This is a genomic window from Bartonella sp. AP7XZML (assembly GCF_042195745.1).
Classification (GTDB): Bacteria; Pseudomonadota; Alphaproteobacteria; order Rhizobiales; family Rhizobiaceae; genus Bartonella.
Map to the genome: position 1 here is coordinate 1 of NZ_JBHIOT010000086.1, position 24418 is coordinate 24418.

17 protein-coding genes and 2 pseudogenes are annotated in these 24418 nt (G+C 37.5%); 2 read left to right on the top strand and 17 right to left on the bottom strand.

What is annotated here, in order from left to right; translation table 11 throughout:
• Positions 1-878 (bottom strand): annotated as a pseudogene (locus tag ACFILT_RS06765) (filamentous hemagglutinin); the annotation flags it as partial.
• Here ACFILT_RS06765 and ACFILT_RS06770 point away from each other — a divergent pair.
• Positions 849-1599, top strand: a pseudogene (locus tag ACFILT_RS06770) (autotransporter domain-containing protein); the annotation flags it as partial. The pseudogenes ACFILT_RS06765 and ACFILT_RS06770 sit on opposite strands and share 30 nt — an antisense overlap.
• A gap of 549 nt (positions 1600-2148) precedes the next feature.
• Here the strand turns inward: ACFILT_RS06770 and ACFILT_RS06775 are convergent.
• The 13 genes from ACFILT_RS06775 to ACFILT_RS06835 all read right to left on the bottom strand — a co-directional run bounded on the left by ACFILT_RS06775 (position 2149) and on the right by ACFILT_RS06835 (position 20284).
• Positions 2149-2931 carry an ABC transporter ATP-binding protein gene (locus ACFILT_RS06775; RefSeq protein ID WP_375679789.1) on the bottom strand — a complete coding sequence of 261 codons (783 nt, stop codon included), beginning with the start codon at positions 2929-2931 and terminating at the stop codon, positions 2149-2151.
• Complete coding sequence (locus ACFILT_RS06780) at positions 2918-3802, bottom strand: ABC transporter ATP-binding protein (RefSeq protein ID WP_375678700.1); 885 nt, start codon at positions 3800-3802, stop codon at positions 2918-2920. The genes ACFILT_RS06775 and ACFILT_RS06780 overlap by 14 nt, the downstream gene beginning before the upstream one ends.
• A complete protein-coding gene (locus tag ACFILT_RS06785; RefSeq protein ID WP_375678701.1) occupies positions 3795-4724 on the bottom strand; it encodes an ABC transporter permease in 930 nt (309 codons plus the stop codon). Before ACFILT_RS06785 ends, ACFILT_RS06780 begins: the two co-directional genes overlap by 8 nt.
• A gap of 2 nt (positions 4725-4726) precedes the next feature.
• Positions 4727-5800, bottom strand: coding sequence for an ABC transporter permease (locus tag ACFILT_RS06790; protein WP_375678702.1), 1074 nt, complete (start codon positions 5798-5800; stop codon positions 4727-4729).
• A 110-nt stretch (positions 5801-5910) separates the two neighbouring features.
• The gene (locus ACFILT_RS06795; RefSeq protein WP_375632502.1) at positions 5911-7527 is read right to left on the bottom strand and encodes an ABC transporter substrate-binding protein; all 1617 of its coding nucleotides are present in this window, start codon (positions 7525-7527) and stop codon (positions 5911-5913) included.
• A 359-nt stretch (positions 7528-7886) separates the two neighbouring features.
• A complete protein-coding gene (locus tag ACFILT_RS06800; protein WP_375678703.1) occupies positions 7887-9512 on the bottom strand; it encodes an ABC transporter substrate-binding protein in 1626 nt (541 codons plus the stop codon).
• Positions 9513-9907: 395 nt separating this feature from the next.
• On the bottom strand, positions 9908-10210 hold the full coding sequence (locus tag ACFILT_RS06805; RefSeq protein WP_375679790.1) for a hypothetical protein: 303 nt from the start codon (positions 10208-10210) through the stop codon (positions 9908-9910).
• 928 nt (positions 10211-11138) lie between these two features.
• Positions 11139-11765, bottom strand: coding sequence for a DNA-3-methyladenine glycosylase I (locus tag ACFILT_RS06810; protein ID WP_375678704.1), 627 nt, complete (start codon positions 11763-11765; stop codon positions 11139-11141).
• A complete protein-coding gene (xseA, locus tag ACFILT_RS06815; RefSeq protein WP_375679791.1) occupies positions 11743-13173 on the bottom strand; it encodes an exodeoxyribonuclease VII large subunit in 1431 nt (476 codons plus the stop codon). The genes ACFILT_RS06810 and xseA overlap by 23 nt, the downstream gene beginning before the upstream one ends.
• Before the next feature lie 400 nt (positions 13174-13573).
• A complete protein-coding gene (locus ACFILT_RS06820; RefSeq protein ID WP_375679792.1) occupies positions 13574-15205 on the bottom strand; it encodes an ABC transporter substrate-binding protein in 1632 nt (543 codons plus the stop codon).
• A 904-nt stretch (positions 15206-16109) separates the two neighbouring features.
• Positions 16110-17741 (bottom strand): ABC transporter substrate-binding protein, encoded by a 1632-nt coding sequence (locus ACFILT_RS06825; protein ID WP_375679794.1) that lies wholly within the window; start codon positions 17739-17741, stop codon positions 16110-16112.
• A gap of 356 nt (positions 17742-18097) precedes the next feature.
• On the bottom strand, positions 18098-18316 hold the full coding sequence (locus tag ACFILT_RS06830; RefSeq protein WP_375679795.1) for an exodeoxyribonuclease VII large subunit: 219 nt from the start codon (positions 18314-18316) through the stop codon (positions 18098-18100).
• 342 nt (positions 18317-18658) lie between these two features.
• On the bottom strand, positions 18659-20284 hold the full coding sequence (locus ACFILT_RS06835; RefSeq protein ID WP_375679796.1) for an ABC transporter substrate-binding protein: 1626 nt from the start codon (positions 20282-20284) through the stop codon (positions 18659-18661).
• A gap of 1092 nt (positions 20285-21376) precedes the next feature.
• Here ACFILT_RS06835 and ACFILT_RS06840 point away from each other — a divergent pair.
• On the top strand, positions 21377-21658 hold the full coding sequence (locus ACFILT_RS06840; protein WP_375678710.1) for a DUF6460 domain-containing protein: 282 nt from the start codon (positions 21377-21379) through the stop codon (positions 21656-21658).
• Positions 21659-21680: 22 nt separating this feature from the next.
• Here the strand turns inward: ACFILT_RS06840 and ACFILT_RS06845 are convergent, their stop codons facing one another.
• From ACFILT_RS06845 to ACFILT_RS06855, 3 genes are all read right to left on the bottom strand, one after another.
• A complete protein-coding gene (locus ACFILT_RS06845; RefSeq protein WP_375678711.1) occupies positions 21681-22490 on the bottom strand; it encodes a TIGR02186 family protein in 810 nt (269 codons plus the stop codon).
• A gap of 2 nt (positions 22491-22492) precedes the next feature.
• A complete protein-coding gene (locus tag ACFILT_RS06850) occupies positions 22493-23413 on the bottom strand; it encodes a sulfite exporter TauE/SafE family protein (RefSeq protein WP_375613503.1) in 921 nt (306 codons plus the stop codon).
• Positions 23414-23587: 174 nt separating this feature from the next.
• Positions 23588-24406 (bottom strand): hypothetical protein, encoded by an 819-nt coding sequence (locus tag ACFILT_RS06855; protein WP_375679797.1) that lies wholly within the window; start codon positions 24404-24406, stop codon positions 23588-23590.
• Positions 24407-24418 lie beyond the last annotated feature (12 nt).

Below are 24418 nucleotides of genomic sequence, written 5' to 3' on the forward strand. Positions count from 1 at the left end.
TAAACAGCATCATAAGTGCGTTTGAGTGTTTGGGTAAAAGTAGGACCATCCCATTCTTCTGCACCTTGCCCTATACATGCTGGATTTGTGGCACTACATTGCTTATATCTGTAGCGTGTTTCAGTTACAATCTTGGTTGTTTCAATTAAATCACGCCCCTCATTGAGCAGCGTATCACCCTGCATCTCAATGTTGCCATTAGCAGCAATCAAACTATAGCTATTGCGGATATCACCGGCATGGACCGTGAGATGACGCCCTACCAAAATCTGTGCCGCATTATTGGTAAAATGAGGCTGCTGACGAATGATCGTAGTGTCGATATTTTTCTTGATCCTTGTGTGTTTATCAACATTTGGGATATTTTCCCATTCTCCTTGCACGTAACTGTGAGAAACCACTTTATCGCTAACTTCAACCCCACCTTCACGCATGTTGGTAAGCGCTGAGACATCGAAGGTCATATCGCCGGACACGGCTTCTAAAAGACCCGAGCTGTTGATCACATGACCAGCCCGCTCTCCACTTAAGCCACGGATGATGAGATTGTCTTCAGCAATGACATCGGCAAACTTATTAATAAAATCCCCATCCAAGGAGAAAATGGCAGATTTCTTGGCATAAATCAGCCCACTATTACTCAGATCAGCGCTCACATTGAGCGCAACCCCATCACCACTTGAACCAATACTGCCGGCATTGTCCAAAACATCTGCGGTTAAGACAAAAGAACCACCACTTTTGAGAACACCGTCTTCACCATTTAAAACCAGAGCAACTTGCCCCAATGACGGATCATAGCTTTCTGCCACAAGCGTAAAGGCGCCATTGGATAAAGTACTTCTAGTAGATATGGTTATAGCAGTGCTAATCTTCACTATGCTGTTCTACAAGGAGCTATTAACCTTGTCGCGCAGAAGGAAAAAATATCTACAACACATTTGGGTCTTGTCCGAACCTACGAGCAACTCTCTTTCACCCCAAAAGATATGCAAGATGCAAATAAGAGTACTGTGGAAAAATGGTTACTCACAACCTATGGAACCATACAACATGACAAGTAGTTTCTATCTTGATACGCTGTTATCCTATGTCTTCCTAAAGGGAAAGATCACCAATGCCCTCATTAGTACAACCGCAAAATTGAAAAATGCAAAAATGTTGGCGATCTCCACAACTGTTAGCAAACAATTTGCAACGGGTATCCAAGGCGTAACATTCGAACCGCAGGCACAGCTTGCCTATCAACATTTGATGTTTGATACCATTAAAGATGCTGATAATCTGACCATTGAGATGCAAAATCCTTCTCAATGGATAATCCCGTGTTGGTGGACGTTTGACAAAAACCATTGCCACTGAAAACAGTCGTCCTATGTCTTTCTATGGAAAAGTAAACTTAATCAAAACCTTTGGTGATGATCAGACATTCCATATTGATAAGTATTATAAATGTGACCCCTCGGGAAGTTCCGTTGAAGGTGGCCCACAATTGTCCGCTAACCTCTCCCTTCATGGTGATGTCAGCTATCAACAAAAGCTTCAAAAACTGGTATAAGTGGTGCAAGCTTTTCAGGAGGAATACTCTATCAGTTTTAAATCAAGACTGTAAAAATAGCCTATTCAATTTAACAAAAAGGCAGCATATTGCTGCCTTTTTGGTTTATTATAAGCTGTTTTTAAGCGCTTTTTTAAATAGAGAACAGCGAAATATTTGAAGACAGTCATTGACCATTGGCTGTTTTTTACAAAAAATTCTTTTTATAAAGAATAAAACTGTAAAAAAGAGAACAACCAAAAACAAAATGATATTGTAAAATAATGAGAAGCTTTTCTAGAAAATACAACATTACTATCTTTTTTATTTCTCACGAATTTAATGCTTAAAATTCCAAAATAAAACTTTTGAACATAAAATGATAAGTAAAAAATAATGCAATAATATCAAACAAAGGGATGTATGTTATAAGTCACTCATATATTTCAAAATGGAAGTTCTAATAGGATTTAAAATATTACAGCTCAAACACTGCCCAGAAAATTCATACTGAAAAAATCCTATTATCCCCTTCCCTCTTAACAATGCCGCCAAACATCTCCAGAAACTTCAAAACAAATAAAATTGCATTTTCTCTTCTGTAAAATTGATCATGCTCTTTGCTCTCTATGGACAATAGGCTCTATACTTGCTTCAAAAAACTCCTTTGTATAATCGTGTTGCGCATGTAGATTACGCAATTCATCATTGCTAAGCTCTTCAAGAATAATCCCTTTATGCATAATTCCAACACGTTCACAAATATGTGCAACAACAGCAAGATCATGGGATACCATTAAATAAGTAAGCTTTTTTCTCACGCGCAGTGATTTCAACAAGTTTAAAATTTCAGCCTGTACCGACACATCCAATGCAGATGTTGGCTCATCAAGCAACAACACCTCTGGCTCAATAATTAAAGCACGTGCAAGAGCAATACGCTGACGCTGCCCTCCAGACAACTCATGAGGATAACGATAAAGAAATGAAGAATCTAAACCAACGGAATCTAAAGCATCCTCCACCCACTCTCTTTGATTATCCATTCCATGGATTTTGAGCGATTCAGAAAGAACCGTATGGACCATTTTTCTTGGATGCAGCGAAGCATAAGGATCTTGAAAAACCATTTGAATACAGCGTAAAAAATCCTTACTTCTTTTCTTTTCAACTTCTTGTCCAGCAAAAAGGAATTTTCCACTATAATCTGGAATAAGCCCCACCAATGTATTCAAAATAGTTGACTTTCCACATCCGGATTCACCAATCAAACCATAAGCTTCACCACGCTTAATATGAAAATTAACATTTTTAACAACTGTTACTGCCTTATGCCTGTGCCCAAAAGTTACAGATAAATTAGAAACATCAATAATATTCTCACAATTTGTCATGAGGAACCTCCTCAACGCCATTAACAATCGTAGGATTATACAACCAATCAGGATCACGCTCAGGAACAGCCAAAATATCAACTGGATTATCAAGCCGTGGCAAACTCGCGAGCAACGCCTTTGTATAAGGATGACAAGCGTGAGACAAATCAGAAGCAGGCAACTCTTCTAAGACACGGCCCGCATACATCACCAAAATACGATCACAAAAATCAGCAATCATATTTAAATCATGACTAATGAAAATAAGTCCCGTTCCAGATTTTGTCACAAGTTCATCTAATACAGATAAAACTTGTCGTCTGACCGTAATATCAAGTGCAGATGTTGGCTCATCGGCAATAATTAAATCAGGTTTTGGAATGAGCATCATTGCAATCATCACGCGCTGCCCCATCCCCCCAGATATTTCATGAGGAAAGAGACGCATCACATGTTCAGGATCACGAATATGAACAGATTCTAACATAGATATGGTGCGCTCCCTCGCTTCAGCTTTTGAAACACGGTAATGAATACGGTAAGCCTCCATAATCTGTTCCCCGATCCGTATTAATGGATTAAGTGAATATTTGGGATCCTGTAAAATCATTGAAATACGTTTCCCACGGATTTTTCGCATCTGAGATTCACTTGCGGCCAATAAATCAACATCCTCAAAGCGCATTTTTTTAGCTTTAACAATGGCTGCTTTTGGACTCAACCTTAGTATTGCGCGCCCAGTCATCGATTTTCCAGATCCGGATTCACCAACAATTCCAATTTTTTCTTTTCCAACAGAAAAACTAACGCCACGCACAACTTCTGAAATGCCGCGCGTTGTAGGAAAAGAAATACGTAAATCTTCTACTTCTAATAATTTATTACCCATTGCGTGGATCCAATACATCACGAAGACCATCACCTAAAAGGTTGAAAGCAAGACTTGCAAATAATATTGCACAGCCTGGTATTGCCGCCAACCACCAATTTGTCATCATAAATTCCCGCCCTGAAGAAAGCATCGCACCCCATTCAGGACTTGGAAGTTGAGCTCCCAACCCTAAAAAACCAAGACCAGCAGCCGTTAAAATAATTCCAGACATATCCAAAGTTAATCGTACAATCACTGAAGGAATACACATGGGCGCAACATGAAACAAAATAATTCGCCAAGCAGAGGCCCCTTGCAGGCGAACTACAGAAACATAATCAGAAGAACGTATTGTCAAAGTCTCAGCACGTGCTAAACGTGCAATTGGTGGCCATGCTGCAATTGAAATTGCAATAGAAGCATTTTCAATCCCTGGTCCCAATGCGGCTGAAAATGCAAGAGCTAAAATCAAACCTGGAAAAGCAAGAAAAATATCGACAATGCGCATGAGCACAGTATCAACCCATCCGCCCATATAACCAGATACAGTTCCAACAATAAGCCCTATTGGACCTACAATAACTGTTGTAAGAAAAACAACATAAAGAGTAATACGGGAACCAAAAACAAGGCGACTAAAAATATCACGTCCCAATTCATCTGTTCCAAAATAATGCGCCATAGAGGGTGGCTGCAACCGATGCCCCAGATCATTGCTAAGAAAATCATGCGTAGCAATCCAAGGAGCAAAAAATGCACATATGATAATAATACAAATAATAAGCAGACCGAATACAGCCGAAAAGTTATGAAAAAACTTAGCCAGTGCGTGATAAATTCTTTGTATGTTCGCTTGAATTATGGAGTTTGGAACAGGATCGTTTAACCAACTACCCAAAGAAGATGATGATCGCGATTTATGATGATTACTTACTGTCATATTCAACGTGTCCTTGGATCAAAAATGCGATAAAGCAAATCAGAAAATAAATTAATGGCGACAAAGATAAATCCTACAAGTAAAGTACATCCTACAACTGCATTCATATCTCCGGCTAAAAGAGCATTTGTCAAGTAATGTCCAAAACCAGGCCAAGCAAAAACTGTCTCCGTTAAAACAGCCCCTTCTAATAAAAAAGCATAAGAAAGTGCAACAACGGTAATAATTTGAACAGCAGCATTTCGAAAGGCATGCCCCCAAACGGTTCGCGCCCACGATAATCCCTTTACACGTGCAGTAATGATATATTCCTGATTAAGCTGCTCAATCATAAACCCACGAGTCATACGGCTAATATAAGCCATAGCACCGAAAGCCAAGATCAAAGCAGGCATAATAACGTGACTAAAAACATTACCAAAAGCCTCCCATTGTCCTTGGCTTGCAGTATCCCAAAGGAAAAATCCTGTTTTTGGTTCAAAAGAATATTCATAAAGAAAATCAAGTCGTCCTGGGCCACCAACCCAGCCAAGCTTGGCGTAAAATATTAACAACGCCATTAATCCGAGCCAAAATGTTGGAGTAGAATAACTTACAAGTGTAAAAACACGGACAACATAATCAATAAATGAATCGCGATACATTGCTGCAAAAACACCAAATGGAATTCCAAGACTTGTGCCAATAACAATAGCAACGGTTGCAAGCTCTAATGTTGCAGGAAATACACGCATAATATCGGCTAGAACAGGTCGCCCAGAAGTTAAAGAATCTCCAAAATCAAACAAAAATACATTATGAAGATATTTCCAATATTGGACAATCAACGGCTTATCAAGACCCAGCTTATAATACATTGCATCATAAGCTTCCTGACTAATATTATCACCAAGAATAGATAGAACCGGATCTAGAGGAAGAAGATGACCAAGAAAAAAAGTGATCGTCACCAACCCAAGCAATGTGATAAAAACTGAAATAAGAAGTTTCAATCCTTTGCATAAAAAATCCCATAAAAATAATTTTTTCTGCTTTTCTGATACAGCTCTTTCAGTCTCTGAAAGTGGCAAAACCATTATAAAAATCCCCTCTGTAGCGACAAAACATAAAGCAAATACTTTTTTATATAACAAAACAATCTCTTATTAAGCATGTTCTACAATCCTTTTCTATAACATGCTTCTTTTTATTTTTCTGCTTCATTGTAATAAAGTCTATAACTGTTCCAAATCCATTTTTTGACATCAGGCCCCATACCAACGGTATAATATGTCTGAAATAAATAAACCATAGGACCATGCTCTAGCACATAATGCTGTAAAGTACGATATTGCATGATACGCTTATTGGGGTCTTTCTCAAACAAAGCATCCATCACCATGTTATTAATATTTTCATCATAATACCCAGCGCGCCAAGCTAAATACATATTGTGCTTTTTTGTAAATGTTGGATCAGGGTTAAACACGTGATTTAATGAAGCAGGATGTCCATCAGGATCGGCACTCCCCCACCCCATAATAGCAGTATCATAATTTCCACCACGTACACGGCTCAACAATTGATTTTGTGCCATTTTTTCAATTGTAAGCTCAACACCAATTTTGCGTGCATTGGCTTGAATAGACTGTGCAACAGACGACATATAACTAAGGCTTCCAACTAAAAGATTAGCTTTAAACCCATTAGGATAACCAGCTTCAGTAATCAGTTGTTTTGCTTTTTTCAAATCCAACTGAAAAGGCAAACCTTCTTTTTCATCTAAAGCACCTGGAACACCTAAAGACATATAAGTTGCCCGAGGAATAGCAATCCCTTTCAAAACAGTTTTTCCAAGACCTTCATAATCAACCAAATAACGAAGTGCCAATCTGACCTTTTCATTCGCAAAAATTGCATTCTTATTATTTAACGATAAGTAAATAATCTGCGGACGCAAAACACGACTAATTTTGACTGGGCCTCCTTTTTTTTCAAGATCTAAAATATCCTCTGAAGAAAGATCACGCACTATATCCACATCACCTTTTTCCAAAAGAAGTCTTTGACTTGATGAATCCGCTACATGCTGCACAACAATCTGCTTAATTTTAGGCACATCGCCCCAATAATGTTGTGTCGCCTCTAACACAACTTTATCTCCTGGAGACCAGCTCACCAATTTATAAGGTCCAACACAAGCTGTATGTGTTGCTAAATATTTATTCCCCATATCACCGTTAATACTCTGTGCTTCAATTGTTTTCCGATCAAGCAAAGCAGAAGCATAAGATTGTCCAATAACAGTCAATATGAGCTGAATAGGATAGGGTTTATCTAATTTTAATTGTAAAGTCTTATCATCAAGAGCCTGAATATTTGTTTCAATATTGTTTTTGGTAAACCCATAATCCATTAAAGATTGAGCATAGCTTAATCCTAATTTAATAATCCGTCGCATCGACCATACCAGATCTTGCGCTGTAGCCATCCTTCCATCATTAAACTTTAAATCATCACGAAGATGAAAGACTATTCTTTTGCCATTGTCTAAAACGTCCCAAGATTTTGCCATAGCAGGGCGAATTTTTGTAGGATCATGCTCATCATATTGCACTAACGCGCTGCAAATATTCGTCAATAACTCACTCGTCACAACCTCAACAGTTTGCGCTGGATCAAAACTACTAATTGAATCAATATTCCATGCCATTACCAATATATCTTTAGATGAGGCACTGAATGCCGATGTTACAGCCCCATTAAAAAAAACGATTGAGCTTAATAAAATAGAAAATTTTTTCAATATTCTTTGTTTTCCCATTTTATCTCTTCCTTTTGTATTCTTCTACCTTTTCACACAAAGTGATTGTTATTTTGCTTAAATAGCATAGCATTAGACATCAATTTCATTTAATCAAACTAAGCATCTATAAAATAATTTTCTTATACATCAGTCTATATTCGGGATGCAGAGACTATAACCATAAACAAAGATCCTCCCCAATATAACTTTCTATATTCATCGCTCCCTATAAACGATCTTAATTATATACTGCTACTACACAAATATCCCTCACAGTTTCATCCTAAAAAAACTGAAGAGCTTTATATGGGAGAATATTTTCATCATGCAATTATGATTAAGCTCTTTTTAGCTTTGATAACACTAAAAAGACACACTTATTTTTCAATTTTACTATAAAAAATACGCGGTGCACTATTCCAAACCCATTTTTTGACATCAGGCGTCATCGCGACAACGCTATATTGTTGAAAGATAAACGCATAAGGTCCTTTTTGCATTAATTCACGTTGTAAATCAGCATAAAGTTGTGCCCGTTTTTGCGGATCTTTTTGAAATAACGCCTCTTCAACTTTTTGATTCATATTGGCATCAAAATACCCATGCTGCCAACTAGGATAGGCTGTATTTCTAGCCTCAAAACGATTATCTGGATTGAAAATAAGACGTGAAGCCATTGTATGAGGATCCACAGAATCATTATTCCATCCGATAAAAGCCGTATCAAAAGCCCGTGCATTAACTTTTGAAAACAACTGTGTACCTGCTACACGTTCAATTTTAAGACGCACCCCCGCCTGTGCGGCACTATCTTGGAGTGACTGAGCAAGTAACAAAGTATAAGGAGTGTTTGACACGAGAAAATTTGCCTCAAATCCGTTCGGATAACCAGCCTCTGCTAAAAGCTGTTTTGCTTTTGCAATATCAAGTTTAAAGGGTTGCCCCTCTTTTTCATCCAAAGCCCCAACATTGCCAAGAGGAATAAAACTGGCCCGTGGGATACCAATCCCTTTGAGAAGCTTCTTGCCAAGACCTTCATAATCTATGAGATAACGCATCGCCAAGCGCACTTTTTCCTTAGCAAAAATAGGATTCGTCGTATTGAATCCCCAGTACATCATAGTTGGCACTAACACTCTTTCAACTTTAACATCTGTTGTTTTTTGCAGATCTGCAAGATCTTCAGGTGTCAAATTACGAGCAACATCAATATCATGTTTTTGCAACAACAAACGTTGTGTTCCGGGCTCTGCAACATGGCGAATTAAAATCTGCTTCAGTTTAGGCGCTTGTCCCCAATAGTGAGAGCTTGCACGCAACAAAAGAGCTTCTCCAGGGCGCCAACTTTTTAACTGATAAGGACCAACACAAGCAGCATGACTTTTCAAATACTGATTTCCAAAATCGCCATTTTTTTCGTGCTTCATAATCGTCTTACGATCAAGCAAAGCTGTTGCACGACTCGCAACAATATTATTAAGAATGAGCTCTGCTGGATAAGGCTTATCAAATTTCATCACCACTGTTTTCTCATCGGGAGCTTGCAAAGCATCATCAACATTTTGTTCTGTAATTCCATATTCATTAAAAATTGCCGCATTACCCATCTTCAATTTGACAATCCGCTTCATACCCCAAACAAGATCATTGGCATTGGCTGATCTGCCATCATTAAACTTCAAACCATCACGTAAATGAAAAGTAATCACCGTACTGTAATCATCACCTGAAACATCCCAATGTGTTGCTAAAGCGGGAACCATTTTAGCAGGATCATCTGTCGCAGTACTGACCAAATTATCACAAATATTGTAAATAATTTCACTTCCATAAACATCATTAAGTTGTGCGGGATCAAATGTACTAATTGCATCAAGATTCCAAGCCATCACAAGGGTATTAGCCGGTGTTTTTGCTGAAACTTGTTGTGCAACCATCGCCAAAGCTATAAAAGCAGAAACAAGAGAGCTGCTACTTTTCAATATTGTTTTCTTCAAGTTCATAAACTTTTCCCTTTATTTATTTTTTATCAATTAATGACGCTGAAATAATATAGCAAATTTATAATTATAACATTGAATAAATACGTTCTAATCGCCTATATTTCTAATCACCTACACAGAGTCATCTACTTGATAAATTCATTGACTTACGTCTCAATAAACCATAGCGAACATACAATATATGTTTTGCTAACCAGTATTACATTCTTTTCATAACCTCTTTGCATATGATAATGCACTATATCAGTTCCCTATTAATCATCAACAAGCCTTGTCGCCCAAAAAAATAGTGAGCTTTAAAAAGATCATTACGCAAAAATTTATGAATTCATTATTCTATTCCTTTAGGCGACATTTAAAATAAAATATGCAAACTTTAAAAATAGTCATCCCCCTCAAACACTCAGTTTCAAGATGCGGCGCATCTTTACTACATGACCAAAACGGCACTGAAACAGCAGAAAGACATAAGAAAATATCTTTTCTAAAACGCTACCCCCCACAACAATCTGCTTAATCTTTTGAAAACTAAGTGTCAAAAGTTTTACGTTTTTACCAACAAAACCAAACGCGTTAACAAAGATAAAGGAAAAATGAGAAGAATCATTCCCTCCACGCTTTATCTTTTTAGAAATAAAGCTTACAATAAAAGAATACACACTAAAATGCATTCTCCCATTGATAAAAACAAAATTCATTAGACGCTTCCCCCCAAAGACATAACGAATACAAACCCTTCTAAACTTTAGTGTGCATCATTGCTTTACCACTATAAAAATAGAACAGAAAGCAACATACCGCAATAGAACTCTCGTTTCCAGCGGAAACATACAGAGATTCAACGAAGCAATGCAGTGAATACCAGTCTGTCTGAGCTTAAGTATCCTCCCAAAACTGGAGCTCACACGCAGTAAAATTCCTCTCTAGTGAAGGAAAGTTATCAGATAATAAAACCTAACACAAGCAGCTTGAGTCATTTAACTTCAATTTTTCATCGCTGCATTTCATTTTATATTGCCTAGGTAAGCATTGGGCAATCGACCTACATATAAATAAACCAACAGTCATACAAGCAAAGTAAAACAATGCAACAACAGCACCCCATCTAAAAACCACTTTGCATTCGTCAATAAACATGAATAAAATATTCATTAATTATAACGGTCATGTCACTAACGGAAATAAAAACACCTCTTCTGAAGCATTATAAATGCCAAAGACTGTTACACAACATTGAGAGCTAGTAAATGTGTGATGGTGCCGATCTTCTCCTTCATAAGCGTAAAGATGGAGTGCACGATGGATTTACTGTCAAGCATTCATGAGCTGCATCGCAAAATGGGCTTTGGTGTAACTAGATGTTTCTTTAAAACATACAAGACATTACCATTATCTCACTTCAGATACATAACAGTTAAGATATCACTCCTTTTTGCGTCTGTTTTTTCATCCTCAAAATTATACCTTTATCGTTTTTAGTGCCAACAACAATAGAAAATCATTAATATTGTATAGTTTGTATATTTCAATTATCTTATACAGCGGAATTGTATAATTTATACATTTATTAAATAATTCAATTATTATCCTATTGATCATTACTCTTACAAAAGACAGTTTGCCAATTTATCGACAAAAACATCCTTCAAGATGATCATTAACAATCCCTACGGACTGCATAAAAGCATAACAAATTGTGGGACCAACGAATGTCCAGCCACGTCTCTTCAAGTCTTGAGAAAGACGAAGAGAAGCAGGTGTCATAGGGTTAGCCAACAGTGTTTGAAAATCTATCTTTTCATAACGCTCTGATGGTGGTGGTTGAAAAGACCAAAAATAGTGGGACAAACTTCCCCACTCTGTTATAATTTCTTGTGCTCTAAGTGCATTATTAAGCACTGATTGAATTTTTCCTTGATGGCGAACAATGTCTTTATTTTGCATTAACATTTTCACCTTTAGCTCATCGTAATGAACAATCTTTTCAAAGTCAAAGTGATCAAATGCAACGCGAAAAAAAGAGCGTTTTTTTAAAATTGTAAACCAAGAAAGCCCCGCTTGGAAACCTTCAAGACAAATTTTCTCAAACAAACGAATATCCTCAAAAACAGGCTTTCCCCATTCGGTATCATGATAAGCACAATAAAGTGGATCCGTTCCAGCCCATGCGCAACGAACTTTTCCATCTACTCCCTTAAGAAGACCTTCCGCAAGCATGGCATTAACCGTATTAAAAGAGAGTTCCTTGATCATCGCTTGGCGACTTTATCTGCTTGTGTTTTGACCGTTTAGCGGAAATAGGCTCTTGTGTTGCAACACTGATATCTCCATCAAAAAAACGTAAATTTATGTGCCCCATTTCAGGAAACTGAGCCAAGCGTTTAATGGGCTTATTCTCTTTCCCCAAAGCCAAAACAAAACCGCGCTCCAAAATATTCTGATATGAAGTGCTTTTTAAAAGCCTAGATACTACCTCTAACCCAGCACGTTGTTTTTCCACACTACGCACAAAAGCACGCTGAAGACGTACCGTATATTCCTTTGTATTGCGTTGTGCTTTTTCACTATTTAACAAACGCAGTGAAAGACGCACACCAAGTGCATGAAAAGAAAAACGTTTTTTATCGTAGCTTACACAAAGAGCACGCTGCAATCGACTTGAAGTTTCATCCAAACCACGCCGTGGTAGAGCAAAAAGTTGATCGGCAGTCGGAAGAGCTCGTAGAGTAGCACGCAATTTTTGTCGATAAAAATCCAAATAACGCGCGAGTCCCTTGCGCAAACGTGCATCAAGCGATGCCACCAGCACCTCGAGATCAAGCTTAACAGGAACAGCCCGTTCTGCTGCGGCGGTAGGAGTTGGAGCGCGCCAATCAGCCACATAATCAATCAAGGTCCAGTCCGTTTCATGCCCAACAGCAGAAATAACAGGAAGAGAAGATTCATAAATAGCACGAACAACAGCTTCGTCATTAAACCCCCACAAATCTTCTAAACTTCCTCCTCCCCGTGCAACAATAATAAGATCAGGTTTTGGAATAAGTCCACCTGGACCAAGAGCATTAAAACCTTCAACAGCAACAGCCACTTCCCTCCCACTTGTTTCCCCCTGAACACGTACAGGCCAAACCAAAATATGCAACGGAAAACGATCGGATATACGATGAATAATATCACGAATAACAGCACCTGTTGGTGATGTTACAACGCCTAAAATTCGAGGCATATAAGGCAAAGTTTTTTTCTTTTCTTCATCAAACAAGCCTTCTTCTAAAAACTTTTTCTTACGATTTTCAAGAAGTGTCATCAAAGCACCAACCCCCGTTGGTTCAAGAGCCTCAATGACAATTTGATATTTCGATGACCCTGGATAAGTTGTAAGTTTACCAACAGCAACTACTTCCATCCCTTCTTCAGGAGGAAATTTGAGCTTTTCCATAACTCCACGCCAAATAACAGCTTCCAACCGTGCCTTATCATCTTTTAAAGCAAAATAAGCATGTCCCGAAGCATGAGTACCACGGTACCCTGATATCTCCCCACGCACCCGTACATAACCAAACTTTTCTTCAACAATACGCTTTAGAGCCCCTGCTATTTCGGAAACAGTGAATTCTGCCACATTTGTTACACCTGTTTTTTCACTAAACAAACTTACCATTTTTCAATTCTTTACGCCCGTTTCTGTGAATCTTTTTGAAACAACACATCTTTAAACTTTTGATTTATAGCTTCATCAAAATACCCATAACACCGGCTAGAACAGCTTATATTTTTAATTTCAAATCGATTATCAGGGTTGTAAAAAAACTTGAAGCCGTTGTATGGGGATGTCTAAAGTCATTATTTCATCCGAAAATTGTATCAATAGAAGTTAAAATATTCAATCCTAACATCCAAACAAACACATCTTCTATAAGAATTCCTGAAATAAAATTCTCTACACAACATAGTAATCCATTCCCGATAAAATCCAATGTATTGCAAAGTATTAAAGAGCTTTGCAATACATCAAATATATCATGACCATGTTTTTTATATTTTATAAACCTGATACCTTTTTATTTTTCAATTGCACTATAAAAAATACGTGGTGCACTATTCCAAACCCATTTTTTAACATCAGGTGTCATCGCTATCGTGTGATACGTCTGATAGATAAAAGCATAAGGTCCTTTCTGCATAAATTCACGTTGCAAATCAGCATACATTTGCGCCCGTTTTTTGGGATCTTTTTGAAACAACGCATCTTGAACCTTTTGATTCATAGTTGCATCCAAATACCCATGGCACCAACTCGCATAGCCTGTATTTTTAGCCTCAAGCCGATTATCTGGATTATAAATAAGACGTGAAGCCATTGTATGAGGATCCGCAGAATCATTATTCCATCCGAAAAAAATTGTATCAAAAGTACGTGCAGATAGTTTTGAAAATAACTGCGTGCCTACGAAGCGTTCAATTTTAAAACGTACCCCTACCTTTTTTGCATTATCTTGGAGAGACTGAGCAATAGGCAAAGCAAAAGGATAAGGAGAGGCACCGGCAAAAATACTGGCCTCAAAACCATCCGGATAACCTGCCTCTGTTAAAAGTTGCTTTGCTTTTTGGAGATCAAGTTTAAAGGGTTGTCCCTCTTTTTCATCCAAAGCTCCAAGATTACCAAGAGGAATAAAACTTGCACGTGGAATACCAACATCTTTGAGAAGAGTCTTACCGAGTCCTTCATAGTCAATAAGATAGCGCATCGCTAAACGCACTTTTTCATTGGCAAAAATAGGGTTTGTCACATTGAACCCCCATATGATCACGGATGGCTCTAACACTCTTTTAACTTTAATATCCGTTGTTGCTTGGAGATCTGCCAAATCCTCTGGCATCAGATTACGTGCAACATCGATATCGTGTTTTTGCAACAATAAACGTTGTGTTCCAGGTTCCGCAACATGGCGAATTAAAATCTTCTTCAATTTAGGCGCCTCCCCCCAATAATTGGAGCTTGCACGCAACAAAATTCCTTCTCCAGGGCGCCAACTCTCTAGCTGATAAGGACCAACGCAAGCAGAATGGCTTGCCAAATACCGGTTTCCCATATCACCATTTTTTTCGTGTTTCATGAGTGTCTCACGATCAAGCAAAGCAAGAGTACGACTAGTGGCAAAATGGCTAAGAATGAGCTCTGCTGGATAAGGTTTATCAAATTTCATCACAACCGTTTTGTCGTCCGGTGCTTGAAAAGCCTCATCAACATTTTGTTCTGTAATCCCATATTCATTAAATGTTGCCGCATTAGACAATTTCAATTTGACAACCCGCTTCATGCTCCAAATAAGATCATTGGCATTCGCAGGACGACCATCGTTGAACTTCAAACCATCACGCAAATGAAAAGTAATCACCGTACTCTGATCATCACTTGAAACATCCCAACTCTTCGCTAAAGAAGGAACCATTTTAGCAGCATCATCTGTAGCAGAAACGACTAAATTATCACAAACATTAACAAGAACTTCATTACCATAACGGTCATTGATTTGTGCGGGATCAAATGTACTTATTGTATCAAGATTCCAAGCCATCACAAGCGTATCGGCAGGTGTTTTCGCTGAAACTTGTTGCACAAACATCCCCATTGCAAGAACAGCAGAAACAAAAGAACTGCCCTTTTTCAATATTTTTCTTTTCCCGTTCATAGAATTTTCCTTTTAAAATTTAAGGTTATTGTATAACTTCCCATGTGACAACATGCAAAAATGATAAGATCATGCTTAGAAAACACGCCTCCTAGAGGTAAAATATCAAAATCTCTAAAAGCAGCAGCCACTTTTCAAAAGCTCCTTCCCCCCCAAATACGTATAGAACAAACGAACATATGCAACGCAAAACGATCTGATTAAAATGAAGCTATCACGCACGATAGCACACGACATCACGGCACTTATAATTCAGAGCATATCAGACCAAAATCCTTCCTTGCTTCATTAAAAAGATTTCTTTTTCAAGTTTCTTCTTGCGATTTTCTAAAAAGTATCATCAAAGCGCTACTCTAATTACTTCAAAAGCCTCAAAACAATTTGATATTTTGATGATCCTGAATAAATTTTTTCGTAACCATTTTCACCCTTCTTCAGAAGAAAATTCGAACTTTATTATAACTCCGTATCAAATAACAGCTTCGAACCTATAGATTATCATATTTTAAGTCATAAGGAATGTAACCTGAGGTATGAGAAGAGTAGCTTGATGTTTCCCACGTACCCGCATACAACAGTTTTTTTCACCAAAACATTTTAAAGTCCCCATTTTTTCAGAAACACTAAATTTTGCTTTATTCGTTACACCTGTCTTTTGCAACAAACAAATTTATTACTTTTTATACATATAAATTGAAATATCAAATATTAATATCTATACATGTAGAATTTATCGAGATAAATAACCTCTCTTCCCAATAGAATGTTTTGAAATAAAATTCTCTACACAACATAGTAATCCATTCCCGATAGAATTCAACGTATTGCAAAGTATTAAAGAGCTTTGCAATACATCAAATATATCATGACCATGTTTTTTATATTTTATAAACCTGATACCTTTTTATTTTTCAATTGCACTATAAAAAATACGTGGTGCACTATTCCAAACCCATTTTTTGACATCAGGTGTCATCGCTACAGAAACATATGTCTGATAGATAAAAGCATAAGGCCCTTTCTGCATAAAATCACGTTGTAAATCAGCATACATTTGCGCCCGTTTTTTGGGATCTTTTTGAAACAACGCATCTTGAACCTTTTGATTCATAGTTTCATCCAAATACCCATGGCACCAACTCGCATAGCCTGTATTTTTCGCCTCAAGCCGATTATCTGGATTATAAATAAGACGTGAAGCCATTGTATGGGGGTCCCCAGAGCCATTATTCCATCCGAAAAAAATCGTATCAAAACCACGCGCATAAAATTTTGAAAACAACTGCGTACCTACAAAACGTTCAATTTTAAAACGTACTCCAACTTTTTTTGCATTGTCTTGGAGAGACTGAGCAATAGGCAAAGCAAAAGGATAAGGAGAGGCACCGGCAAAAATACTGGCCTCAAAACCATCCGGATAACCGGCTTCCGTTAAAAGTTGCTTTGCTTTTTGGAGATCAAGTTTAAAGGGTTGTCCCTCTTTTTCATCCAAAGCTCCAAGATTACCAAGAGGAATAAAACTTGCACGTGGAATACCAACATCTTTGAGAAGAGTCTTACCGAGTCCTTCATAGTCAATAAGATAACGCATCGCCAAACGCACTTTTTCATTGGCAAAAATAGGGTTTGTCGCATTAAATCCCCATATGATCATGGAGGGCGCCAACACTTTTTCAACTTTAATATCCGTTGTTGCTTGGAGATCTGCCAAATCCTCTGGCATCAGATTACGTGCAACATCGATATCATGTTTTTCCAATAATAAACGTTGCGTTCCAGGCTCCGCGACATGGCGAATTAAAATCTTCTTCAATTTAGGCGCCTCCCCCCAATAATTGGAGCTTGCACGCAACAAAATTCCTTCTCCAGGGCGCCAACTCTCTAGCTGATAAGGACCAACACAAGCAGAATGACTGGCCAAATATCGGTTTCCCATATCGCCATCTTGTTCGTTTTTCATGAGTGTCTCACGATCCAGCAAGGCAGCAGTGCGATTAGTGGAAATATTGCTAAGAATGAGCTCTGCTGGATAAGGTTTATCAAATTTCATCACCACCGTTTTGTCGTCCGGTGCTTGAAAAGCCTCATCAACGTTTTGTTCTGTAATCCCATATTCATTAAATGTTGCCGCATTAGACAATTTCAATTTGACAACCCGCTTCATACCCCAAACAAGATCATTGGCATTCGCAGGACGACCATCGTTGAACTTCAAACCATCACGCAAGTGAAAAGTAATCACCGTACTCTGATCATCACTTGAAACATCCCAACTCTTCGCTAAAGAAGGAACCATTTTAGCAGCATCATCTGTAGCAGAAACGACTAAATTATCACAAATATTGTTAACCACTTCAATTCCATAACGGTCATTGAGTTGTGCAGGGTCAAATGTATTTATTGGATCGAGATTCCAAGCCATCACAAGCGTATCGGCGGGTGTTTTTGCTGAAACTTGTTGCACAAACATCCCCATTGCAAGAACAGCAGAAACAAAAGAACTGCCCTTTTTCAATATTTTTCTTTTCACGTTCATAGAATTTTCCTTTTAACGTTTATTGTATAAATTCTCCATGCAGCAAAACGTGCTTAATTTAAGTTTAGACGAACGATAGGCTCCTAAAGACCAAACTTTAAAATCTTCAAGAACAAGCACCTCTTGCCAATGACTCCTCTTGTCTACACTTATAAGCCAAACTAAAACATACAAAGGAAAACACTCTGATATACAATGAACGCTCACCAACAACAGAGCTTAATCACGATATCATAACGCCTACTATTGAAGACTATAAAACCTGTATTTTTTCTATCTTGTTAAGCAAGCTTGTCTCGTATTTCTTCCGGCGTTTTCTATACCATCAAAGCACTATCCCTTTTAGCTCAAGTACCTTAATAACAAAGAGTCTTCATAACAATTTGACGATTTGATAAAACAGAAAAATTCGTTAGTTTGCCAAATGCAACGACTTTTATTCCTTCTTCAAAAGAAAATTTAATTTTTTCATCACTCCCCGTAAAATAACTCCCTCCAATTGACATCTCATCATCTTTCAAAGCAAAAGAAAATATAAACACCATAAAAAACTGATATCCCTTGTGTACCCCCATAACAAAACTTTCCTTCAACATCGCAAAACCTTTGCACCTTTAGCACTACTAAATTCCGCGACATTTGTTACACTTCGTTTCTTTATGTTATACTCAGTTTTTTAACAAATAAATTGACCACTTTCTAATTCAGAAAAATTGAAATATCTATCTTAACATCCACTTAAATACACCTCTAATGAGAATGAAAAATATCTTTAAACGAATGTCTTGAAAAGACACTCAACAATATATCACGCATTACCTATGATCTTCGACGCACTGCAAAGCTTAAAATTTATACAATACGCCGAATATATCATGACGATGCCCTTTATCTATTGAACAACATTGAAGACACTCTTATTTTTCAATTTTACTATAAAAAATATGTGGCGCACTATTCCAAACCCACTTTTTGATATCAGGTGTCATCGCGATAACGCTATATTTTTGAAAGATAAACGCATAAGGTCCTTTTTGCATCAGTTCACGTTGTAAATCAGCATAAAGTTGCGCTCGTTTTTGCGGATCTTTTTGAAATAACGCCTCTTCAACTTTTTGATTCATATTGGCATCAAAATACCCATGCTGCCAACTAGGATAGGCGGTATTTTTTGCCTCAAACCGATTATCAGGGTTATAAACAAGACGTGAAGCCATTGTATGAGGATCCGCAGAATCGTTATTCCATCCGACAAAAATCGTATCAAAAGCCCGTGCATAAAGTTTGGAAAACAACTGTGTACCTGCCAAACGCTCAATTTTAAGACGCACCCCTGCCTGTGCGGCACTATCTTGGAGTGACTGAGCAACCAACAGCCTATAAGGAGCATTTGATACGAGAAAATTTGCCTCAAATCCATTCGGATAACCAGCTTCTGCTAAAAGCTGCTTAGCTTTTGCAATATCAAGTTTAAAGGGTTGCCCCTCTTTTTCATCTAAAGCCCCAAAGTTGCCAAGAGGAATAAAACTGGCCCGTGGAACACCAACACCTTTGAGAAGCTTCTTGCCAAGACCTTCATAATCTATGAGATAACGCATCGCCAAACGTACTTTTTCCTTAGCAAAAATAGGATTTGTCATGTTAAATCCCCAGTACATCATAGATGGTTCTAACACTTCTTCGATTTTAACATCTGTTGTTTTTTGCAGATCTGCAAGATCTTCAGGGGTCAAATCACGAGCAACATCAATATCGTGCTTTTGCAACAACAAACGTTGTGTTCCGGGCTCTGCAACATGGCGAATTAAAATCTGCTTCAGTTTAGGCGCTTGTCCCCAATAGTGAGAGCTTGCACGCAACAAAAGAGCTTCTCCAGGGCGCCAACTTTTTAACTGATAAGGACCAACACAAGCAGCATGACTTTTCAAATACTGATTTCCAAAATCGCCATCTTTTTCATGCTTCATAATTGTCTGACGATCAAGCAAAGCGGTTGCCGGACTTGCAACAATATTATTAAGAATGAGCTCTGCTGGATAAGGCTTATCAAATTTCATCACCACTGTTTTTTTATCTGGGGCTTGCAAAGCATCATCAACATTTTGCTCTGTAATTCCATATTCATTAAAAATTGCCGCATTACCCATCTTCAATTTGACAATCCGCTTCATACTCCAAAGAAGATCATTGGCATTGGCTGATCGACCATCATTAAACTTCAAACCATCACGTAAATGAAAAGTAATCACCGTACTGTGATCATCACCTGAAACATCCCAATGTGTTGCTAAAGCGGGAACCATTTTAGCAGGATCATCTGTCGCAGTACTGACCAAGTTATCACAAACATTGCGAACAATTTCACTTCCATAAACATCATTAAGTTGTGCGGGATCAAATGTACTGATTGCATCAAGATTCCAAGCCATCACAAGGGTATTAGCCGGTGTTTTTGCTGAAACTTGTTGTGCAACCATCGCCAAAGCCATAAGAGCAGAAACAAGAGAGCTGCTATTTTGTAATATTTTTTTCTTCAAGTTCATAGACTTTTCCTTTTAAAGTTTACTATATAAATTTCCCACACAACAAGCACATGCTTAATAATAAGGTTAGATGATCCATAAGCGCCTCAAACAAAGTATTATTAAAACCTTCAAACAACACCACTTACCAACCACGGACTTCTACCCATGGCTATAAGCCAAGACAAACCAAAACATGCAACAACAAACACTCTGACATACAATGAATGCTCCCCCATAACAGAGCCTATTCATGATGTCATAACGCCTACGATTGAAGACTATAAAACCACTATTTTCTCTCTTTTGTCGGGTAAGCTTGTCTCTTCTTTCCTCTCGCCTTTTTATGCCATCAAAAGGCTCTTCCTTGTTAGCTTAAACGCCTTAATAACAAAGAGCTCTACTAACAATTTGACATTTTAACAAAACAGGAAAATTTACCCATCAACCGACATGACCTCCTCCCCTACAAGAGGAATTTTGAATTTTTCCATAATCCTCTGCTAAATAACAGCTTTTAAATTATATTTTATTTCTAAATAAAAGGAGCATAGGCTCCCCTGATATTCCTTTACGCACCCACACATAACAAAACTTTTTTCCACATCGTATTTTTAATATCTTTGCTCCTTTAACAACACTCAATTCATTGCTTACATTTTTTCAGAAAAAAAAAAGATCTTTTCAATGCACTAAGGTTGAAATATCTAAATATAATACCTATATAAGCACACCCTTATTAGAATAGATAGTCTTTTTTTAAGTAAACTGTCTTGAAATATTATTTCTATACACGACAATAATAAGTTCGTTACAAAATCTTCAATATACTAGAACTCTCACTCTGATAAGAAATGCTGAAACGTTATAAAATTTCTCTACAAATTCTCGAGACGAAAGGATATCCCTTCATTTAATAAAAGAAGCGCCATGAAAATATCGCAAAAAATGCAATAAAACATGTGTATATTTCAAAAACCAGCACCGTTAACCAGACTAAGGTGATAAACTCAAAAAGTAAGAAAAAATAAAAAAATGTTTTTCCTTTATGATAATAACATCGTTGTACTATGATAATACAATAAAAAACACGATCTTCGAAAGTATCTTAGAATGAAGCGAAAAAAAAATTTATTAAATTCTTTTCATGCGTTTCTTGGAGAAAAATTAAGCCGCGTTAGTCTAAAATTGCTTATTCTTTCATTCTTCATTGGCATCGTAATGAATTTTTTGGGATGGACACCTCGAAACCTCATACAAAAAATAGTAGATTTTTTTCAATCACTATGGGAAGCAGGATTTATAACGCTTACAAATTTCTTCCATATAACTATGACAGGAGCTATTGTTGTTGTGCCTATTTTTCTTATCTTACGAATTTTTCATAAAAAATAAAAGCCTTAACATTTTCCTTGCGTTAATCTTTTCGAAAAATCAAACGACACAAAAATCCTGTAGTAATAGCAATAATCACTGCAACAATACCATATAAAAAACGATACTTGTGCGCTGCATAAAAAATTGTATAGGTGATATGTGCTTTAACAATTTCAAGAGTCGTTGTTGCACTATCAATAAACTGTCCATCACGAAAAAGATAAGCACGAACTTTATAATGTCCAACTGGGATATTTGCTGGCAAACGAAAATGCGCTGTGAAAAGTGTGTCAGAACCAAAACGAACCCCACCCACTTCCTCATAATAAAGGCTTTTAGCTTTTTGCAATTTTATAAGTTCATCGCGAAAGATTTGTATTTTTTTCTGATCTTGTTCATCCGTCTGCAATGGCAAATAGAGTAATCCTAACCCTAAGCGTTTATAATCTTCAATGCTCGTAATACCGTCAATTTCACGTGTTGTGACCATAGAGTAAAAAAGAGGAACCTTTTTAAAAATAAGAGAATCTGTATTGACCCATACACCGGCATTGCGTTTTTTTTCTCGCATCACCATTGTCCGATCTTGTCCCTCCAAGCTTACAACAATATCATAACGGTTCTGTCGAGAATATAACGGATCAATATTTTCCAAAACACCAGCAATATAAAGATCACGACCAGCAAAATTTGCATCCACAGTGATCGTATTCGTTGTTACAATAATTTGGACAGTTTCGTGGTCAACTTGATCAATGAATGTAGCTGGCGTCCCAACATGTGACCATGTAGAAAAAGAAATAAAACAAAAGCAACCTGTAATGATGTATAAAGAAAATAATCTACCCATTTTTATCTCATAAGAATATCCAGAGAGAAAAGATTATCAGGGCGTATAAATAATTGAAAAGCAAGACGCATACACACAATCAACACTAAAAATGCAAGTGCCATACGCAATTGTTCAGCCTTTAACTTCCGTCCAACCCGTGTTCCATATTGCGCACCAATACTTCCTCCAAGCATTAACAAAAAAGCCAAGACAATATCAACGGACTGATTAGTCATACTTTGCAAAACTGTCGTGAAAGAAGACACAAATGTAATCTGAAAAAGTGAAGTCCCAATCACCACACTGGTTGGAACACGCAGAAGATAAATCAATGCTGGTATCATAAAGAACCCCCCACCAATTCCCATAATAGAAGACAACAACCCCACAATGAGACCAATCCCTAAAACTGGAATAATGCTAACATATATCATAGATGTCCGAAAACGCATTTTTAAGGGTAAGCGATGAATCCAATTATGTCGACCAGCAAGACGAATATTGGCTTTTCCTGCCTTACGCTTGCGCATCATATCATACCAACTTTCAACGATCATCAAGCTTCCTACACTTCCAAGAAGAATCACATAAAGAAGCGAAATCATTAAGTCTAATTGACCTAACTTTTTCAAAACAGAGAAAACCTGAATCCCGATTAAAGAACCAATCCCTCCTCCAATCGCCAAAAGAATACCAAGTTTAATATCGAGCGTACGTCTTCTAAAATGTGTAATTGCTCCTGTTACAGATGAAGCAATCATCTGGTTAGCACCTGTTCCAACAGCAATAGCAGGAGGAATATTATAAAAAATCAATAACGGCGTGATGAGAAACCCACCACCGATTCCAAAAAGGCCTGAAAAAAAACCAGCAACGACTCCCATACCAATCAAGATCAGCATATTGAGTGACATTTCAGCAATTGGTAAATAAATACTCACTTACAGAACCTTCAAGATAATTTTAGGTTTTTTTAACAATTAGAGAATCCTCTCCAATTATCCTCTTTTCCAATAATCTCTGTTGCGTGTTTAAAGGATAATTTTAGTTGCTACAGCTTCCGCACAAACACGAATGCGCAATACATTTCACATCTAACATCAACATCATAAAAACTAAAAAAAATGAGCTCCTTTTAAAAAGCTATAAAAACATAACGTTATCGCTACCACAAATGCAACGGTTAAAAAACAAAGAACACCTTTTTTTACCAAATAAGATAAAAACGAGACATGTTCCCGAGACTGCGTCCTTAAAGAAGAAAAATCATTCTCAATACAATGATTAGATGCCTGAGCACCCATCATCCCCTTTTCTTCTATCACAGCATGCTTCACTACTCCCTCAACCTTTTTAAAAGAAGATTGCAGAGCATCACTGGGCAAAGGGCTTCTATTTTCTTGCTGCAACGTATTTTCAACATTTGTTTGGAGTGAAATTATGCTGTTTTCTTTCGAAAAATTTTGCACCTTTTGAAGTAATAAGCGTTCTTGATTTCCCTCACATTCCATGTGAGCAAGTTTTTGTACAACAGAATCAGGTGATTTTGAACGAGACACCCGTCGTGTTACCGCTGCTTCTTCTAAGCTTTTTTTTTCACTCTGCAAACTTTGAACAATTGTTTTAATCTGCTCTAAAGACTGGAAAAGCTTTTTTTCTCTTTGACGACGTATATAATGTTCAGCCAAAATGGCCCGACTAATATCATCTAAGTAAGATTTAAAATGCTCTTCTACAGAACTCTGCTGCATTAAAGAACGAGGCGAATGCTTCATTTGCATTTGCGCATAAACGGTGCGTAATTTTTGAGCAATATCCGACATCGTTACTTCTACAGAAGTATCCATTCTCTCTTTCTGTTCAACAAAAGAAAAGACTTTATCGTTCCTAACCTGTTTGGTCGCCTGGTCGATCGTATGACCCTTCGTATTCACAAACGCCTACCC

What these genes read in the sequence shown, in the direction of transcription:
- ACFILT_RS06790 (WP_375678702.1), bottom strand. Translation starts at nt 5,800, where the DNA reads ATGGTTTTGCCACTTTCAGAGACTGAAAGAGCTGTATCAGAAAAGCAG.
- ACFILT_RS06800 (WP_375678703.1), bottom strand. Translation starts at nt 9,512, where the DNA reads ATGAACTTGAAGAAAACAATATTGAAAAGTAGCAGCTCTCTTGTTTCT.
- ACFILT_RS06840 (WP_375678710.1), top strand. Translation starts at nt 21,377, where the DNA reads ATGAAGCGAAAAAAAAATTTATTAAATTCTTTTCATGCGTTTCTTGGA.
- ACFILT_RS06775 (WP_375679789.1), bottom strand. Translation starts at nt 2,931, where the DNA reads ATGACAAATTGTGAGAATATTATTGATGTTTCTAATTTATCTGTAACT.
- ACFILT_RS06805 (WP_375679790.1), bottom strand. Translation starts at nt 10,210, where the DNA reads ATGAATTTTGTTTTTATCAATGGGAGAATGCATTTTAGTGTGTATTCT.
- ACFILT_RS06795 (WP_375632502.1), bottom strand. Translation starts at nt 7,527, where the DNA reads ATGGGAAAACAAAGAATATTGAAAAAATTTTCTATTTTATTAAGCTCA.
- ACFILT_RS06780 (WP_375678700.1), bottom strand. Translation starts at nt 3,802, where the DNA reads ATGGGTAATAAATTATTAGAAGTAGAAGATTTACGTATTTCTTTTCCT.
- ACFILT_RS06825 (WP_375679794.1), bottom strand. Translation starts at nt 17,741, where the DNA reads ATGAACGTGAAAAGAAAAATATTGAAAAAGGGCAGTTCTTTTGTTTCT.
- ACFILT_RS06845 (WP_375678711.1), bottom strand. Translation starts at nt 22,490, where the DNA reads ATGGGTAGATTATTTTCTTTATACATCATTACAGGTTGCTTTTGTTTT.
- ACFILT_RS06785 (WP_375678701.1), bottom strand. Translation starts at nt 4,724, where the DNA reads ATGACAGTAAGTAATCATCATAAATCGCGATCATCATCTTCTTTGGGT.
- ACFILT_RS06810 (WP_375678704.1), bottom strand. Translation starts at nt 11,765, where the DNA reads ATGATCAAGGAACTCTCTTTTAATACGGTTAATGCCATGCTTGCGGAA.
- ACFILT_RS06835 (WP_375679796.1), bottom strand. Translation starts at nt 20,284, where the DNA reads ATGAACTTGAAGAAAAAAATATTACAAAATAGCAGCTCTCTTGTTTCT.
- ACFILT_RS06820 (WP_375679792.1), bottom strand. Translation starts at nt 15,205, where the DNA reads ATGAACGGGAAAAGAAAAATATTGAAAAAGGGCAGTTCTTTTGTTTCT.
- xseA (WP_375679791.1), bottom strand. Translation starts at nt 13,173, where the DNA reads ATGGTAAGTTTGTTTAGTGAAAAAACAGGTGTAACAAATGTGGCAGAA.
- ACFILT_RS06830 (WP_375679795.1), bottom strand. Translation starts at nt 18,316, where the DNA reads ATGGGGGTACACAAGGGATATCAGTTTTTTATGGTGTTTATATTTTCT.